Below are 16,112 nucleotides of genomic sequence, written 5' to 3' on the forward strand. Positions count from 1 at the left end.
GAGCGCGGCATGCGCGCTCGGACGATCGTCGGAGCGTATGGGTCCCGGGTCCGCTTCGCGGCCCGGGATGACAGCCTTCGCATCGTCGACGAACGGCGGCTCACGCCTTCCCGTACCCTCCGCCCGTCGGCGTGATCACGGTCACCGCCTCGCCGGGCTCCAGCACCGTCTGATCGGAGCCCGCGAGCTCCTCGATGCGGCCGTCGAGGCGGCGCACGATGGTGCGGCCTAGCTCGCCCGGCTCGCCGCCCTCGAGCCCGAAGGGGCGGACCTTGCGGTGGGAGGCGAGGATCGCGCAATCCATCCGCTCGCGGAAGCGGATCGTGCGCGCGGTGCCGTCGCCCGCGTTCCACTTGCCCTTGCCGCCCGAGCCGCGGCGGATGTGGAAGTCCTCGAGCACGACGGGGAAACGGCTCTCGAGGATCTCCGGGTCGGTCAGGCGCGAATTCGTCATGTGGACGTGGACGCCCGGCGTGCCGTGCCAGCCGGGACCGGCGGGAGAGCCCGAGCAGATCGTCTCGTAATATTGGTAGACGTCGTTGCCGAAGGTGAGGTTGTTCATGGTGCCCTGCGAGGCGCCCATCGCGCCGAGCGCGCCGAACAGGCAATTCGTCACCGCCTGGCTCACCTCGACATTGCCGGCGACCACCGCCGCGGGGAAGCGCGGGGAGAGCATCGAGCCCTCCGGGATCACGATGTCGATCGGCCGCAGGCAGCCGGCATTCATCGGGATCGCATCGTCGACCATCACGCGGAACACGTAGAGCACCGCGGCGCGGGTGACGGGGGCGGGGGCGTTGAAATTGTCGGGCTGCTGCTCGGAGGTGCCGGTGAAGTCCACCGTCAGCCGGCGCGCCTCCCGGTCGACCCTGATCGCGAGGCGGATCGCGCAGCCCTGGTCCATCGGATAGTCGAAGGAGCAGTCCTTCAGCCGCTCGATCAGGCGGCGCACGCTCTCGGCGGCGTTGTCCTGGACGTGGCCCATATAGGCGCGCACCACGTCGAGGCCGAACTGGGCGACCATCTTCTTGAGCTCGGAGACGCCCTTCTCGTTCGCCGCGATCTGCGCCTTGAGGTCGTTGACGTTCTGGACGACGTTGCGCACGGGGAAGCGCGCGCCGGTGAGCAGCGCGACGAGCGCCTCCTCGCGGAAGACGCCCTGATCGACGAGCTTGAAATTGTCGATATAGACGCCCTCCTCCTCGATATGGGTCGCGCGCGGCGACATCGAGCCGGGCGCCACGCCGCCGACATCCGCATGGTGCCCGCGCGAGGCGACCCAGAACAGGATCTCCTCGTCGCGCCCGTCGAAGACCGGCGTGCAGACCGTGATGTCGGGCAGGTGCGTGCCGCCATTGTAGGGGGCGTTGAGCACGAAGACGTCGCCGGGGCGGATCGTCTCGTTCATGCGGATGACCGTCTCGACCGACTTGTCCATCGAGCCGAGATGGACGGGCATGTGCGGCGCGTTCGCCACGAGATTGCCGGCCGCGTCGAAGACCGCGCAGGAGAAATCGAGCCGCTCCTTGATGTTGACCGAGTAGGCCGTGTTCTGGAGCGTCACGCCCATCTGCTCGGCGATCGACATGAACAGGTTGTTGAAGATCTCGAGCATCACGGGATCGGCCTGCGTGCCGATCGCGACGCGCGCGGGCAGCGCCTTCACGCGGGTGAGGACGAGGTGGTCCTTCTCGGTGAGCCGCGCCTGCCAGCCGTCCTCGACGACGATGGTCTGGTTCGGCTCGATCACGATGGCGGGCCCGGGCATCGTCTGGCCGGGGCGCACGGCCTCGCGCAGATAGACCTTCGCCTCCCGCCAGCCCGCGGAATAGAAGCGGGTCGTGCGCGCGGGCTCGGGCTCGCCGGAGACGGTCTCGACCCCGGCGCTCTCGGCGAACTGGGCGCCGCCGCCCACCGCCTCGACCTCGACCGCCTCGATCACGAGCGGCTTGCCGGCATCGACGAAGCCGAAACGGCGCTTGTGCTGCTCCTCGAAGGCGGCGCGCATCGCGCTCGCGGTGGCGGGCGCGATCGGCGCGTCGAGCGCATCGCCCGTGAGTGCCGCCGCCTCGACGATCAGCGGCGTGTCGGTGCCGGCGTAGCGGATATGCGCGCGCACCGCGACCGCGATGTCCGCGCGCGGCACGCCCTGGCCGAGAAGCTCCTCGACCGCCTCCGCCACGAGCGGCGCCGCGCCCATCGCCAGCGCCTTGCGGGCATCGACGTCGAGGGTCACGTCGATCGCGCCCTGGCGCGTCGCGCGGATGTCGGCGAGGCCCATGCCGTAGGCCGACAGGAGGCCCGAGAGCGGGTGGACGAGCACCGTCTTCATGCCGAGCGCGTCGGCGACGAGGCAGGCGTGCTGGCCGCCGGCGCCGCCGAAGCAGTTGAGCGCGTAGCGCGTGACGTCGTAGCCGCGCTGGACGGAGATCTTCTTGATCGCTTCCGCCATGTTGGCGACCGCGATCTGCAGGAAGCCGTCGGCGACCTCCTCCGGCGAGCGCCCGTCGCCGATCTTCTCCGCGAGCGCGGCGAAGGCGGCGCGCACGGCGTCCGCGTCGAGCGGCTCGTTCTGCGCGGGGCCGAAGATCGCGGGGAAGAAGTCCGGCAGGAGCTTGCCGACCATTACGTTCGCGTCCGTCACCGCGAGCGGGCCGCCCCGGCGATAGCAGGCGGGGCCCGGATGGGCGCCGGCCGAATCCGGGCCGACGCGGAAGCGCGTGCCGTCGTAGAACAGCATCGAGCCGCCGCCCGCCGCCACCGTGTGGATGAGCATCATCGGCGCGCGCATGCGCACGCCCGCGACCTCGGTCTCGAAGGCGCGCTCGTAGGCGCCGTCGAAATGGGCGACGTCCGTCGAGGTGCCGCCCATGTCGAAGCCGATCACGCGCTCGAAGCCCGCCGCGCGCCCGGTCTCGGCGAGGCCGACCACGCCGCCGGCAGGGCCCGACAGGATCGCGTCCTTGCCCTGGAACAGATCGGCGGCCGTGAGCCCGCCCGACGACATCATGAACATCAGCCGCGCGCCGGTGCGGGCGACGTCGAGCTCCTCCGACACCTGCGCGACGTAGCGCGCGAGGATCGGCGAGAGATAGGCGTCGACGACGGTGGTGTCGCCGCGCCCGACGAGCTTCACGAGCGGCGAGACCTCGTGCGAGACGGAGACCTGCGGGAAGCCCATCTCGCGCGCGATCGCCGCGAGGCGGCGCTCGTGCTCGGGATATTTGTAGGCGTGCATCAGGACGATGGCGAGCGCCTGCCAGCCGGCCGCGCGCGCCGCCTCCAGCGCCGCGCGCGCGGCGGCCTCGTCGAGCGCCGTCTCGACCGTGCCGTCGGCGAGGACGCGCTCGTCGATCTCGACGACGTCCTCGTAGAGCTCGTCGGGCTTGACGATGGCGCGGGCGAAGATGTCGGGGCGGGCCTGATAGCCGATGCGCAGCGCGTCGCGGAAGCCGCGGGTGGTGAGGAGCAGCGTGCGCTCGCCCTTGCGCTCGAGGAGCGCGTTCGTCGCGACCGTGGTGCCCATCCGCACCTCGCCGACGAGCCCCGCGGGGATCGGCTCGCCGGTCTTCAGCCCGAGATGGTCGCGGATGCCCTGCACGGCGGCGTCGCGATAGGCGCCGGGATTCTCCGACAGGAGCTTGCGGGCGTGGAGCCGCCCTCCCGGGTCGCGCCCGATCACGTCGGTGAAGGTGCCGCCGCGGTCGATCCAGAAATCCCAGCGGCGGGCGGAATCGGCGGATTGCGACGTATCGGGGGAGGCTGCCGAGGTCATCTGATGGGCCCTTTTCGCGAAAGCGCTCTCGAGGCGCGGGCAGGGTCCGGCCTCATCGAGAAAATGTCAACATTTTTTCGATGAACCGCGAGCGGATTATTGACAACGCTACGGCTGGCGTTCACGCTCAGGAAATCGCGCGAGAACCGGAGGGGACCGCGCGGGAGACGCCGCGCCTGGGGAGGCGCACGTCTCCGCAACGGGAGAGACCATCATGAACCTCATCGCAAAGAGCCTCGTCGGCGCAAGCTTCGCCGCGATCCTGGCCGGCCCGGCGCTCGCCCAGACCTGGGACATGCCGACCCCCTATCCGGACGCGAATTTCCACACGGTCAACATCCGCCAATTCGCCGAGGACGTGTCGGCCGCGACCAACGGCGCGCTGACGATCACCGTCCATTCGAACGGCTCGCTGATCCGCCACCCCGAGATCCGCCGCACGGTGCGCGCCGGCACGGTGCCGATCGGCGAGGTGCTGATCTCGCTCGCCGCCAACGAGAACCCGCTCTACGGCCTCGACAGCGTGCCCTTCCTCGCCACCTCCTACGAGGACGCCTTCGCCCTCTATCAGGCGCAGAAACCCGCGCTCGAAGAGGCGCTCGCCGGCGAGGGGCTCACCCTCCTGTTCTCCGTGCCGTGGCCGCCGCAGGGCATCTACGCGAAGAACGAGATCACCCGCATCGAGGACCTGCAGGGCCTGCGCTTCCGCACCTACAATCCCGGCACCGGCCGCATCGCCGAGATCTCCGGCGCGACGCCGGTCCAGGTCGAGGTCGCCGACCTGCCGACCGCCTTCGCCACGGGCCGCGTCGAGGCGACGATCACCTCGACGTCGACGGGCGTGAACTCCACCTTCTGGGACTTCGTCGACTATTACCACGATACCCAGGCCTGGCTGCCGCGCAACATGGTCTTCGTCAACACGGCCGCCTTCGAAGCTCTCGACGAGGCGACCCGCGCCGCGATCCGCGAGGCCGCCGCCGCCGCCGAGGAGCGCGGCTGGCAGCTCTCGCAGGAGGACAACGCGAAGTCCCGCGCGATCCTCGAGGAGAACGGCATCAACGTGATCGAGCCCTCCGAGGAGCTGCGGGCAGGCTTCGCGGCGATCGGCGAGCAGATCGCCGGCGAGTGGGCCGAGCAGATGGGCCCGACGGGCACCGAGATCCTCGAGCGCTTCCGGGCTCGGTGAGAGGCGACAAGAGAGGGGCTCCCGCCGCAAGCGGGGGCCCTTCTCGCATGGACCCCGCTCGCTCGGGAACCCTCGCGCGTTCCCGCCCCGCCGCTCCTCCCTTCTCGGACGCCTCGTCATGCGCCGCGCACTCGACGCCCTTTACGGGACGGCCCTCTGGCTGTCCGCCATCTGCATCATGATCATCGCGACGCTCGTCGGCCTCCAGGTCGCCGCGCGGATCTACGACGCGATCATGCGCCTCTTCGGCCTGCCGCGCGGGGGATTCGTGATCCTCTCGCTCGCCGAGATCTCGGGCTATCTTTTCGCGGCGGCGAGCTTCCTCGCGCTCGCGGGCACGCTCAAGAGCGGCGCGCATATCCGCGTGACCATGCTCGTCAACGCGTTGCCGGCGCGGGTGCGCACGCTCGTCGAGGGGGCGGCGCTCGCCTTCGCGGCGGCGGCCGCGGCCTACGGCACCTGGCACGTCGGCTCCTACGCCTGGCAGAGCCTCGCCTTCAACGCCGTCTCGGCCGGCATGCTGCCGGTGCCGCTCGTCTATCCGCAGGCGGCGATGGCGGCGGGCGCGGCGATCCTGACGGTCGCCTTTCTCGACGAGCTCGTGATCACGATCCGAACCGGGCGGCCGAGCTTCTCGGCGCACGAGGACGCGGTCAATCTGGGCCGGGAGGGCTGAGCCGTGGAACCGACCACCCTGATGCTCGCCTTGATCGGCTTCCTCTTCGTGATCCTCGGGCTCGGCGTCTGGATCGCCGTCGCGCTCGCGACCGTCGGCTTCGTGGCGATCGTCGTCACGCTGACCTTGCCGCCGGGCGCGATCCTCGCGACCTCGATGTGGCAGCAGCTCAATTCCTGGGACCTGACCGCGCTGCCGATGTTCATCCTGATGGGGGACATCCTGTTCCGCACGCGGCTGTCGCAGGACATGTTCGAGGGCCTCGCGCCCTGGCTCGCGCGCCTGCCGGGGCGGCTCCTCCACGTCAACGTGGTCGGCTGCACCATCTTCGCGGCGGTCTCCGGCTCGTCGGCGGCGACCTGCGCGACGATCGGGCGGATCTCGCTCGGCGAGTTGAAGAAGCGCGGCTATTCGGACGCGCTCGCGATCGGCACGCTCGCGGGGTCGGGCACGATCGGCCTGATGATCCCGCCCTCGATCATCCTGATCGTCTACGCCACGGCGACGGAGCAATCGGTGGCGCGGCTCTTCATCGCCGGCATCGTGCCGGGGCTGATGCTGACCGCGCTCTTCATGGCCTACGTGATCGTCTGGGCGCTCCTCAACCGCCATCGGATGCCCCCGCCCGAGCCGAAACTGCCGCTGCGCGAGCGCATCGCCAAGCTGCGCCGCCTCGCGCCGGTCGTCCTCCTCATCGTGGGCGTGATCGGCTCGATCTATGGCGGCCTCGCCTCGGCGACGGAGGCCGCGGCGGTCGGCGTGTTCCTCGCGCTCGCGGTCTCCTGGCGGGCGGGGACGCTCGACCGCGAGACCTTCTCGGCGGCCCTGATCGCGGCGACGAAGACCTCCTGCATGATCGCCTTCATCCTCGCGGGCGCCGCCTTCCTGACGACGGCGATGGGCTTCACGGGCATCCCGCGCATGCTCGCGGAATGGATCGGCACGATGGGGCTCTCGCAGGGCATGCTGCTCTTGGCACTGACCCTGTTCTTCATCGTGCTCGGCTGCTTCCTCGACGGCATCTCGCTCGTGGTGCTGACCACCTCGATCATCATGCCGCTGGTGGGCGCCGCCGGCATCGACCTGATCTGGTTCGGCATCTTCATCGTGCTCGTCGTCGAGATGGCGCAGATCACGCCGCCGGTCGGCTTCAACCTCTACGTCCTGCAATCGCTGACGGGGCGCGACATCTTCCGGCTCGGCTGGTACACGGCGCCCTTCTTCCTGATCATGTGCTTCGCCGCCTTCCTGCTCGCGCTGTTCCCCGACATCGCGCTGTGGCTGCCGCGCACGATGCTGCAATGAGAGGCGCCTCCCCTCTCCCTCTCCTTCTCCTCAGGGGAAGGTGGCTCCGACCCCGAACAGGGGTCGGAGACGGATGGGGTCTTTCGACCCGCAGGGTCGAAGGGGCGTCGGGAGCCGCCGAACGTAAGCAGCTCTACGACGACGCCCCTTCGCAGCTTCGCTGCGAATGACCACATCCGACCCGGCGGCTTCTCGCCTCGATCCGATTTCGCGGATCACGATGTGCGGATGTCGCAGCCCTTTCGGGAGAGGGGTTCTCGCGGGCGACCGGCGAGACAAGAGGCGCCGCGCTCCGCTATAGCGTCGCGGGGATGGAACCAGAGAGCGAGGGCACCGCCATGAACGAGGATGTGGGCAAGCGCACGGTCGGACCGGTCGTCTCCTCGGCCCATCTCGCGGAATCGGGCTTTCCGTCGCTGTCCGAGTTCGAGTTCGGTCTCATCCTGGCGAGCCACGCCTTCCACCGCTGGATGATGCGCTGCATGGCGGCGGCGGGGGTGGCGGACGCGTCGGTGCTCGACGTGCTGATCCTGCACACCGTCAATCATCGCGGGCGGCCCAAGAAGCTCGCCGACATCTGCCTCGTCCTCTCGATCGAGGACACGCACACCGTGTCCTACTCGATCAAGAAGCTCGAGGGGGCCGGGCTCGTCGCGTCGGGGCGCGCGGGCAAGGAGAAGACGGTCGAGATCACGAAGGCCGGGCGCGAGGTCTGCGCGCGCTATCGCGAGATCCGCGACGCGCTCCTCGTCAAGCCGGTCGGCGCCACCGGGCTCGACCGCGAGCGGCTCTCCGAGCTCGCCGCGATGCTGCGCGCGCTCTCGGGGCATTACGACCAGGCGGCGCGCGCGGCGGCGTCCCTCTGAGATTTCGGACGTCGTAACGAGAACGGGCGCCCACCGGGGCGCCCGTCGTCGTTTTCGGACCGCGCGAGGCGCGCGCCTCAGGCCTTGCCGGGGGCGTTCGGCTCCGGCTCGCCGCCGACGCGGGCCCAGATCCGCTTCTTGACGAAGTAGAGTAGGCCGGCGAACACGATCAGGAACGCCATCACGTTGAAGCCGATGCGCTTGCGCTGCTCGAGATGGGGCTCGGCCGTCCACATCAGGAAGGCCGTGACGTCCTTGGCGTATTGCGCGACCGTCTCCGGCACCACGGGGCGACCGTTCGCGTCGCGCGGATACTCGACCAGCTCGTCGAAGAGCACGTTCGGCATCGCGACGATGTTGCCGGGGTAGTAGTAATTGTAATGGCCGCCGAGCGACAGATCGACGTCCTCGGGCGGGTCGATATAGCCCTGCAGGAAGGCGGCGACGTAGTTCACGCCCTGGTGGTCGTACTGGGTGAAGACGTCCGTGATCCAGAACGGGAAGCCGCGCTCGTAGGTGCGCGCCTTGACGATGACCGAGAGGTCCGGCGGCGCCTTGCCGCCGTTGGCCGCCGCCGCGGCGACCTTGTTGGGGAACGGCGAGGGCCAGCGATCGGCGAGGGTCGCGGGACGCATCACCGGCTCGCCGAACTCGTCGTAGCCGCCGGGCACCATGAATTCGGCCGCGAAGGCCTCCACCTGCTCGACGGTGTATTCCGGTCCGCCCCGCTCGGTGAGGTTCCGGAAGGAGACCTTGTCGAGGCCGTGGCAGGCGGCGCAGGCGGTCTTGAAGACCTGGAAGCCGCGCTGGATCTGCGCCCGGTCGAAGGTGCCGAACGGACCCGCGAAGCTCCAGGTCTGCCGGGGCGGCGTGGCGCCGCCGCCGGCCGCGTGGGCCGCGCCCGCCGAGACCGAGAGGGCGGCGGCGAGAACGCCGGCGATGCCGAGGATCTTCTTCATCATCGAAATCCTTGTCCTTGTCCTGTCCGACCTCGCCTCAGCCCTTCGACTGAGGCTCGGCGGCCGCGCCGGCGGGAATGCCCGAGCCACCCTTCTTGCCCAGCACCGCCTCGGCGATCGAGTTCGGCAGCGGCCGCGGCTTCTCGAAGAGGCCGAGCAGCGGCAACGCGATCAGGAAGTAGGCGAAGTAGAGGAAGGTGAAGATCTGCGTGAGGAACACGTAGATGCCCTCGGCCGGACGCGAGCCGAGCCAGCCGAGCACCAGGCAGGTCACGACGAACACCCAGAACACCACCTGGAAGACCGGGCGGTAGGATCCCGAGCGGACGCGGGAGGTGTCGAGCCAGGGCAGCAGCGCGAGCACCGCGATCGACGCGAACATCAGGATGACGCCGCCGAGCGCGTCCGGGACGGCGCGCAGGATCGCGTAGAAGGGCAGGAAGTACCATTCCGGCACGATGTGCGCGGGCGTCGCGGCCGGGTCGGCCGGGATGTAGTTGTCCGCGTGGCCGAGATAGTTCGGCAGGTAGAACACGAACCACATGAAGAAGATCGTGAAGAGCACCAGCGAGAAGGTGTCCTTCACCGTCATGTAGGGGTGGAACGGCACCGCGTCCTTGCCGGACTTGATCGGCACGCCGGTCGGGTTGTTGTTGCCCGGAACGTGCAGCGCCCAGACGTGGAGCAGGGCCACGCCGAGGATCATGAAGGGCAGGAGGTAGTGCAGCGAGAAGAAGCGGTTCAGCGTCGGATTGCCGACCGAGTAGCCGCCCCACAGGAACGAGACCACCACGTCGCCGACGACCGGGATGACCGAGAACAGGTTCGTGATCACGGTCGCGCCCCAGAAGGACATCTGGCCCCAGGGCAGCACGTAGCCCATGAAGGCGGTGGCCATCATGAGGAGCAGGATGATCACGCCGAGGATCCAGAGCACCTCGCGCGGCGCCTTGTAGGACCCGTAATAGAGGCCGCGGAAGATGTGGATGTAGACCGCGATGAAGAACATCGAGGCGCCGTTGGCGTGCAGGTAGCGCAGCAGCCACCCGTACTCGACGTTGCGCATGATGTGCTCGACCGACGCGAAGGCGTGGTCCGCATGCGGCGTGTAATGCATGGCGAGCACGATGCCCGTCACGATCTGCAGCATGAGGATGACCATCAGGATCGCCCCAAAGGTCCACATGTAGTTCAGATTGCGCGGGACGGGGAAGGCCACGAAGGACGAGTGCACCAGGCCGATGATCGGCAGGCGGCTCTCCAGCCACTTCGCGGCGCGGGTCTTCGGAACGTAGGTGGTGGGATGTGCGCTCATGGGTCTCGCCTGATCTCGGATCTCGCGGGAGGTCTCGATCGAGGCCGGGCGGCGCGCCGTCCGACCTCTCCGCCGGACGGCCTCAGGCCTCGCCGATGACGATGCGGGTGTCTTCGACGAAGCGGTAGGGCGGAACCGGCAGGTTGATGGGCGCCGGACCCTGGCGGATGCGGCCGGACGTGTCGAAGACCGAGCCGTGGCAGGGGCAGAACCAACCGCCGTACGCCCCCTGGAAATCGAGCGGGATGCACCCCAGATGCGTGCAGCTGCCGTACAGGATGAGCCATTGCTCGCGGCCGGCCTGGACGCGCTCGGAATCGGGCTGCGGGTCCTTGAGCGCCGACAGCGGCGTGTCCACGGCCGCGGCGATCTCGGCCTGCGTGCGGTGACGCACGAAGATCAGCGCGCCGCGCCAGAACAGGCGGACGATCTGCCCCTCGGCGATCGGCGCGAGGTCGACCTCGATGGGAGCGCCCTGGGCGACCGTCTCCCGGTCGGGGGCGAGCTGGGCGATGAAGGGCCAAGCCGCGGCGGCGACGCCGACGGCGCCCATGGCGCCGGTCGCGATGAACAGGAAGTCCCGCCGCGTCGGCTCTTGCGATGTGGTGGTCTCGGCCACGTCACTCTCCCGCAATGGGTTTCTAACAAGGTCGTACGCCACCCGGGGGACCCGCGAGGGGCACCGAGCGACGTCGCACGCGATAGCGAGGCGCGGACCTTGGCGGGAAATGCCGCAGGACCCACGCGCGCGCAATGCGACCGGGCGTCGCCCGCGCGTCGGTGCTCTCGCACGGCGGCGCTTCCGTGTCCAGATGTGGAAAGCTCCAATGCGACCTCCCGCGCCTTCTACCTTATGACGAAAGCGCCTTTTCCGCGCCTCCCGGACGACGCCGCGCGCGAGGGCCCCCCAGGGCGGGACGCGCGGGCGGGCACAGGACGCGCAGAGGCGAATCGCCGCGGCAGGGCCTGCCGGGACGACGGGGGAGACGCGCGCGGGCGCGCCACATTACCAAATCGTCATGCGGCGGCATTGGACGCGCAACCCGCGCCGCCCCATCTCGGAGGTACGAGGCGCGTCCAGCGTCCACCCCCCTCCCCCGCGCGGACCGACATGCGCACACACATGCGGACACACATGCTCCGGAGCCTGCAGCCGATGAATCCGATCCCCTCCCGCCGCCCGCGCGCCGGGCTCCTCGCCACCGCCTTCACCGCCGCCGGCGTCGCGCTCGGCACGAGCGGCGCCGTCCTCTTCGGCAGCGGCGTCCTGCCGCCCGCCCCCGCCGCCGCGGCGCCGCTGACGCTGCAGGCGCCCGTCGAGATGCCGAGCTTCGCGGACGTCGTCGAGCGCGTGCGCCCCGCCGTCGTCTCGGTGCGCGTGCGCGGCCAGGCGGTCGCCGCCCGCGATGGCGAGGGCGGCGCGCGTCCCGGCGCCGGGCGCATGCCCGACATCTCCCCCGATCACCCGCTCTACGAGTTCTTCCGCGGCTTCGGCGACATCGATCCGCGCGAGAACCGGCCCGGCCCGCGCGGTCCCCGCGGCCCCCGAGGCGCCGCCTCGCAGGGCTCGGGCTTCTTCGTCAGCGCCGACGGGCTGATCGTCACCAACAACCACGTCGTCCAGGGCGCGCGCGAGGTCGAGATCCTCACCGACGACGGGCGCACCCTCTCCGCGCGCGTCGTCGGCACCGACCCGCGCACCGATCTCGCGGTGCTGCGCGTCGATAGCGACGAGGTGTTCCCCTACGTCGCCTTCGCGTCCGGCCGCTCGCGCATCGGCGATTGGGTGGTGGCGATCGGCAATCCGTTCGGGCTCGGCGGCTCGGTGACGGCGGGCATCGTCTCGGCCGAGAGCCGCGACATCGGCGCGGGCCCCTACGACGACTTCATCCAGATCGACGCCCCGATCAATCGCGGCAATTCCGGCGGGCCGACCTTCAACCTGCGCGGCGAGGTGGTCGGCGTGAACACGGCGATCTACTCGCCGTCGGGCGGCAATGTCGGCATCGCCTTCGCGATCCCCGCCCATGTCGCCGTCGACGTCGCGGGCCAGCTCGCGGAGGCGGGCGAGGTGACGCGCGGCTTCCTCGGCGTCCAGGTCCAGGCGGTGACGCGCGAGATCGCGGAGGCGATCGGGCTGCCCTCCGCCCGCGGCGCGCTCATCGCCGAGCCCCAGCGCGGCACGCCCGCCGATCGCGCCGGCCTGCGCTCGGGCGACGTGATCGTCGCCGTCGACGGCGCGCCGATCGCCGACCATCGCGAGCTCACCCGCCGCATCGCCGCGATCGCGCCCGGCACCCGCGTGCCGATCACGATCGTGCGCCGCGGCGGCCCGCGCGACGTCGCCGTGGAGATCGGCCGCCTGCCGGGGAATTGAGCGCTCCGCGTCGCGCGCGGCGCCGAGAGCGGCTAGAAGAGACCCATGAAGATCCTCATCGTCGAAGACGATCGCGAGGCGGCGCGCTTCCTCGCCAAGGGGCTGACCGAGGCGGGGCACGTCGTCGACCATGCCGCCGACGGGCTCGACGGCTACGCGCTCGCCGAAGCGGGCGGCTACGACGTGCTCGTGGTCGACCGCATGCTGCCCAAGCTCGAGGGCCTGTCGCTGATCCGCTCGCTGCGCGAGCAGGGCGACACCACGCCCGTCCTCATCCTCTCCGCGCTCGGCCAGGTCGACGACCGGGTGAAGGGCCTGCGCGCGGGCGGGGACGACTACCTGACGAAGCCCTACGCCTTCTCCGAGCTCCTCGCGCGCGTCGAGGTGCTCGCCCGCCGGCGGGGCGCCGGGGCGGGGGGCGAGGACACCGTCTACCGCGTCGGCGATCTCGAGCTCGATCGGCTCTCGCGCCGGGTGACGCGGGCGGGCCGCGAGATCGAGCTGCAGCCGCGCGAGTTCCGTCTGCTCGAATACCTGATGAAGAACGCCGGGCAGGTCGTCACCCGCACGATGCTGCTCGAGCACGTCTGGGACTACCATTTCGACCCGCAGACGAACGTCATCGACGTCCACGTCTCGCGCCTGCGCGCCAAGATCGACAAGGGCTTCGAGACCGCCCTCATCCAGACGGTCCGCGGCGCGGGATACCGCATAAGGGGGAGCGGGGGGTGAGCGCGCTGGGCAAGCTCCTGCGCACGACCGCCTTCAAGCTGTCGCTGTTCTATCTCGGCTTCTTCGCGCTCTCGCTCGTGGTCGCGCTCGGCTGGGTCGCGATCTCGGCCGAGCGGCTGATGACGCGTCAGATGACGGATCAGATCGAGGCCGAGATCCGCACGCTCGAGGCCGTCTACCGGCGCGCGGGCCTGCGCGGCCTCGCCGCGAGCGTCGACCGCCGGGCGCAGGCGCCGGACGCGCCGCTCTACCTGTTCACGACGCCGATCGGCGAGCGCATCACGGGCAACGTCGTCTGGGTGACGCCGGGCACGCTCGACGAGCCGGGCGAGCGGGAGATCGACTACGCCCGGCTCGGCGACGACGGCGAGACCATGGAGCACCGCGCGCTCGTGCGCGTCTACGTCCTGCCGGGCGGCTTCCGGCTCCTCGTCGGGCGCGACATGGGCGAGCGCGACCGCCTCGTCGCCATCGTCTGGACGGCGATCGGCTGGTCGCTCCTCCTCGTGGTGCTGCTCGGCTTCGTCGGCGGCTGGGTCCTGTCGAAGCGCGTCCTCAAGCGCGTCGAGGCGATGGGAGCGACGACGCGGGCGATCATGGCGGGCGATCTCTCGGGACGCCTCGCCGTCTCGGGCTCGGGCGACGAACTCGATCGGCTCGCCGAGAGCCTCAACGCGATGCTCGACCGCATCGTCGCCCTGATGGAGGGGATGCGGCAGGTCTCCGACAACATCGCCCACGACCTCAAGAGCCCGCTCGCGCGCCTGCGCGCCAAGGCCGACGAGGCGCTGCGGACGGCGGACGGCCCCGACGCCCTGCGCGCGGCGCTCGAGGAGACGATCGCCGACACCGACGACCTGATCCGGATCTTCAACGCGCTCCTGATGATCGCCCGGCTCGAGGCGGGCAGCGCGCCGGAGAGCCTCGATCCGGTCGACGCCGCCGAGATCGCGCGCGGGGTCGGCGAGCTCTACGAGGCGCTCGCGGAGGAGGCGGGCGTGCGCCTGTCGATCGAGGCCGAGCCGAGCCTGCCGGTGCGCGGCAATCGCGAGCTCCTCGGCCAGGCGCTCGCCAATCTCCTCGAGAACGCGCTGAAATACGGGGTCGAGCCGGACGGCGCGCGGGAGATCCGGCTCCTCGCCCGCCGCGCGGGCGGCGTCGTGACGCTCGCCGTCGAGGATCGCGGCCCCGGCATCCCGGAGGCCGAGCGCGGGCGCGTGCTCGAGCGCTTCGTGCGGCTCGAGGACGCGCGCTCGCGGCCGGGCTTCGGGCTCGGCCTCGCCCTCGTCGCGGCGGTCGCGCACCTGCACGGCGGGAGCCTCGCGCTGGAGGATGCGCGACCGGGCCTGCGCGCGAGCCTGCGCCTGCCCGCGCCGCCGGGTCCCGCGGTCGGCGAGCCGGCGCTCACCGCACGACGTTGAGCACCTCTCGGATCATGTCCTGAGCCGTCGAGATCACCCGCGTATTGGCGGTGTAGGCCTGCTGGGTGACGATCATCTTGGCGAATTCCTCCGAGATGTCGGTGTTGGAGCTCTCGACGCCGCCGGAGGTCAGCGTCGAGCGGGCGAGCGCGACGGAGGGATCGCCCGATTCGCGCGTCGCCTCGAAGGCGCCGCCATCGACGCGCCGCAGGGCGTTGGGCGCGAAGAAGCCGACGATGGAGATCTCCGCCACCGGGCGCACCTGGCCGTTCGAATAGGCGATCGAGACGACGCCGTCCTCGGACACGCTGACGCTCTCGTAGCGGCCGACGCCGAACCCGTCCTGCTCGATGAAGGTCGGGATCACCGAGCCGCCGGTGTCGTTGTTCGTCATGCCCGTGATGTCGAGCGTGATGTCCTGGAAGACGACGTTGTTGATCTCGACCGCGCTCGCGTTCAGCTGCGGGGCGCTGGAGAGCTGGCCCTGCGCGTTGAAGGTCACCGCGGGGTCGACGCGCCGCCAGGCGTCGAGCGGCGTGCCGGAGCGGGATTCGTAATAGAGCGCCCATTCGCTCGCCGGCCCCGCCGTCGCCGGCCCGGTGCGCACCCAGCGCAGGTTCATGCTGCCGATCGCGCCGATGCCGTTGTAGACCGTGACGCTGCCGCCCGGCACGCTGTTGCGCAGGAAGTCCTCCTCTGCAGCGCCGGCGCCGATGGTGAGGGGCGCCGTCGCGGGAGGGGCGGGCCATTGGATGTCGCCCGAGACGTTGCCGGGCGTCGTCGGCAGCTGTGCCTGATAGGTGACCTGGGCGGTCGGGCGCGGATCGAGACGGCCGAGCAGCTCCTGCGTGATCTGGATGAAGCCCGAGCCCTGGTTGGGCATCGGCGCGCCGGTATTGCGGTCGAGCATCGTCCCGCGCAGGGCGTAGCCCGCGCCGTTGACGAGATAGCCGCGCCGGTCGAGCTCGAAATCGCCGCGCCGCGTGTAGAGCTCCGGGCCCTGGCGGTTGACGCCCGAGGTCTGGCCCGGCGGCTGGCCGACGACGAAGAAGCCGTTGCCGGAGATCGCGACGTTGGTGTCGCGATTGGTCGCCAGGAACTCGCCCGCGAGCGAGTTCGTCGCGCGCGAGAACGACGTCACCGAGCCGGACACCTGCCGCGTCAGCGGCTGCTGGGGCACGAGGTCGACGAAGCTCGTCTCGACGCGCTTGAAGCCCGGCGTCTGCGAATTGGCGATGTTGCCGGAGATGTTCTGCATCGCGGACGATTGCGCCCGCAGGCCCGCCACGGCCGTGAGCAAGGACCCGAAGCTACCCATACGCTAACTCCCCTCGAGACAGGTCGCGCGGGCCCGTCTCGCCCGCTCTCGGCAGGGACGGGGCAACGGGCGTGCCAGCCGCGTCGCCGACGCGAAATCCTTCGTCCGCAACGATTCTCGCCGCGAGGGCGCCCGCAGCGCGACGGCAACATCCGCCGCTTCCTCGGCAAGATCTGCCG

The 16,112-nt window shown here is 70.5% G+C and carries 12 protein-coding genes; 7 read left to right on the forward strand and 5 right to left on the reverse strand.

Going from position 1 to position 16,112, the window contains the following annotated elements; genetic code table 11:
• Positions 1-100: 100 nt before the first annotated feature.
• Positions 101-3,775 (reverse strand): hydantoinase B/oxoprolinase family protein, encoded by a 3,675-nt coding sequence (locus ACK4UM_RS11790; RefSeq protein ID WP_409799002.1) that lies wholly within the window; start codon positions 3,773-3,775, stop codon positions 101-103.
• Positions 3,776-3,989: 214 nt separating this feature from the next.
• Between ACK4UM_RS11790 and ACK4UM_RS11795 the strand changes: the two genes are divergently transcribed.
• The 4 genes from ACK4UM_RS11795 to ACK4UM_RS11810 all read left to right on the forward strand — a co-directional run bounded on the left by ACK4UM_RS11795 (position 3,990) and on the right by ACK4UM_RS11810 (position 7,811).
• Positions 3,990-4,964, forward strand: coding sequence for a TRAP transporter substrate-binding protein (locus tag ACK4UM_RS11795; protein ID WP_409799004.1), 975 nt, complete (start codon positions 3,990-3,992; stop codon positions 4,962-4,964).
• A gap of 118 nt (positions 4,965-5,082) precedes the next feature.
• The gene (locus ACK4UM_RS11800) at positions 5,083-5,640 is read left to right on the forward strand and encodes a TRAP transporter small permease (protein WP_409799006.1); all 558 of its coding nucleotides are present in this window, start codon (positions 5,083-5,085) and stop codon (positions 5,638-5,640) included.
• Between the two features lie 3 nt (positions 5,641-5,643).
• Positions 5,644-6,945, forward strand: a complete 1,302-nt coding sequence (locus ACK4UM_RS11805; RefSeq protein ID WP_409799008.1) for a TRAP transporter large permease — start codon at positions 5,644-5,646, stop codon at positions 6,943-6,945.
• 338 nt (positions 6,946-7,283) lie between these two features.
• The gene (locus ACK4UM_RS11810) at positions 7,284-7,811 is read left to right on the forward strand and encodes a winged helix DNA-binding protein (RefSeq protein WP_409799010.1); all 528 of its coding nucleotides are present in this window, start codon (positions 7,284-7,286) and stop codon (positions 7,809-7,811) included.
• 77 nt (positions 7,812-7,888) lie between these two features.
• On the opposite strand, the gene ACK4UM_RS11815 is transcribed toward ACK4UM_RS11810, so the two are convergent.
• From ACK4UM_RS11815 to petA, 3 genes are all read right to left on the reverse strand, one after another.
• Complete coding sequence (locus ACK4UM_RS11815; protein WP_409799012.1) at positions 7,889-8,773, reverse strand: cytochrome c1; 885 nt, start codon at positions 8,771-8,773, stop codon at positions 7,889-7,891.
• Positions 8,774-8,807: 34 nt separating this feature from the next.
• The gene (locus tag ACK4UM_RS11820) at positions 8,808-10,085 is read right to left on the reverse strand and encodes a cytochrome b (RefSeq protein WP_409799014.1); all 1,278 of its coding nucleotides are present in this window, start codon (positions 10,083-10,085) and stop codon (positions 8,808-8,810) included.
• An 82-nt stretch (positions 10,086-10,167) separates the two neighbouring features.
• Positions 10,168-10,704: a ubiquinol-cytochrome c reductase iron-sulfur subunit gene (petA, locus tag ACK4UM_RS11825; RefSeq protein ID WP_409799016.1), complete on the reverse strand. Its 537-nt coding sequence runs from the start codon at positions 10,702-10,704 to the stop codon at positions 10,168-10,170.
• Positions 10,705-11,241: 537 nt separating this feature from the next.
• On the opposite strand from petA, the gene ACK4UM_RS11830 reads away from it, so the two are divergent.
• Genes ACK4UM_RS11830 through ACK4UM_RS11840 form a run of 3 tightly spaced genes read left to right on the forward strand, consistent with a single transcriptional unit; the run spans position 11,242 to position 14,615 of the window.
• A complete protein-coding gene (locus ACK4UM_RS11830) occupies positions 11,242-12,462 on the forward strand; it encodes a trypsin-like peptidase domain-containing protein (RefSeq protein WP_409799018.1) in 1,221 nt (406 codons plus the stop codon).
• Positions 12,463-12,507: 45 nt separating this feature from the next.
• Complete coding sequence (locus tag ACK4UM_RS11835; RefSeq protein WP_409799020.1) at positions 12,508-13,194, forward strand: winged helix-turn-helix domain-containing protein; 687 nt, start codon at positions 12,508-12,510, stop codon at positions 13,192-13,194.
• On the forward strand, positions 13,191-14,615 hold the full coding sequence (locus ACK4UM_RS11840; RefSeq protein WP_409799022.1) for an ATP-binding protein: 1,425 nt from the start codon (positions 13,191-13,193) through the stop codon (positions 14,613-14,615). Before ACK4UM_RS11835 ends, ACK4UM_RS11840 begins: the two co-directional genes overlap by 4 nt.
• Here the strand turns inward: ACK4UM_RS11840 and ACK4UM_RS11845 are convergent.
• Positions 14,599-15,933: a flagellar hook protein FlgE gene (locus ACK4UM_RS11845; protein WP_409799024.1), complete on the reverse strand. Its 1,335-nt coding sequence runs from the start codon at positions 15,931-15,933 to the stop codon at positions 14,599-14,601. The genes ACK4UM_RS11840 and ACK4UM_RS11845 overlap by 17 nt on opposite strands.
• Positions 15,934-16,112: the final 179 nt, after the last annotated feature.

It is taken from the genome of Salinarimonas sp. (assembly GCF_046292825.1).
Taxonomy (GTDB): Bacteria; Pseudomonadota; Alphaproteobacteria; order Rhizobiales; family Beijerinckiaceae; genus Salinarimonas.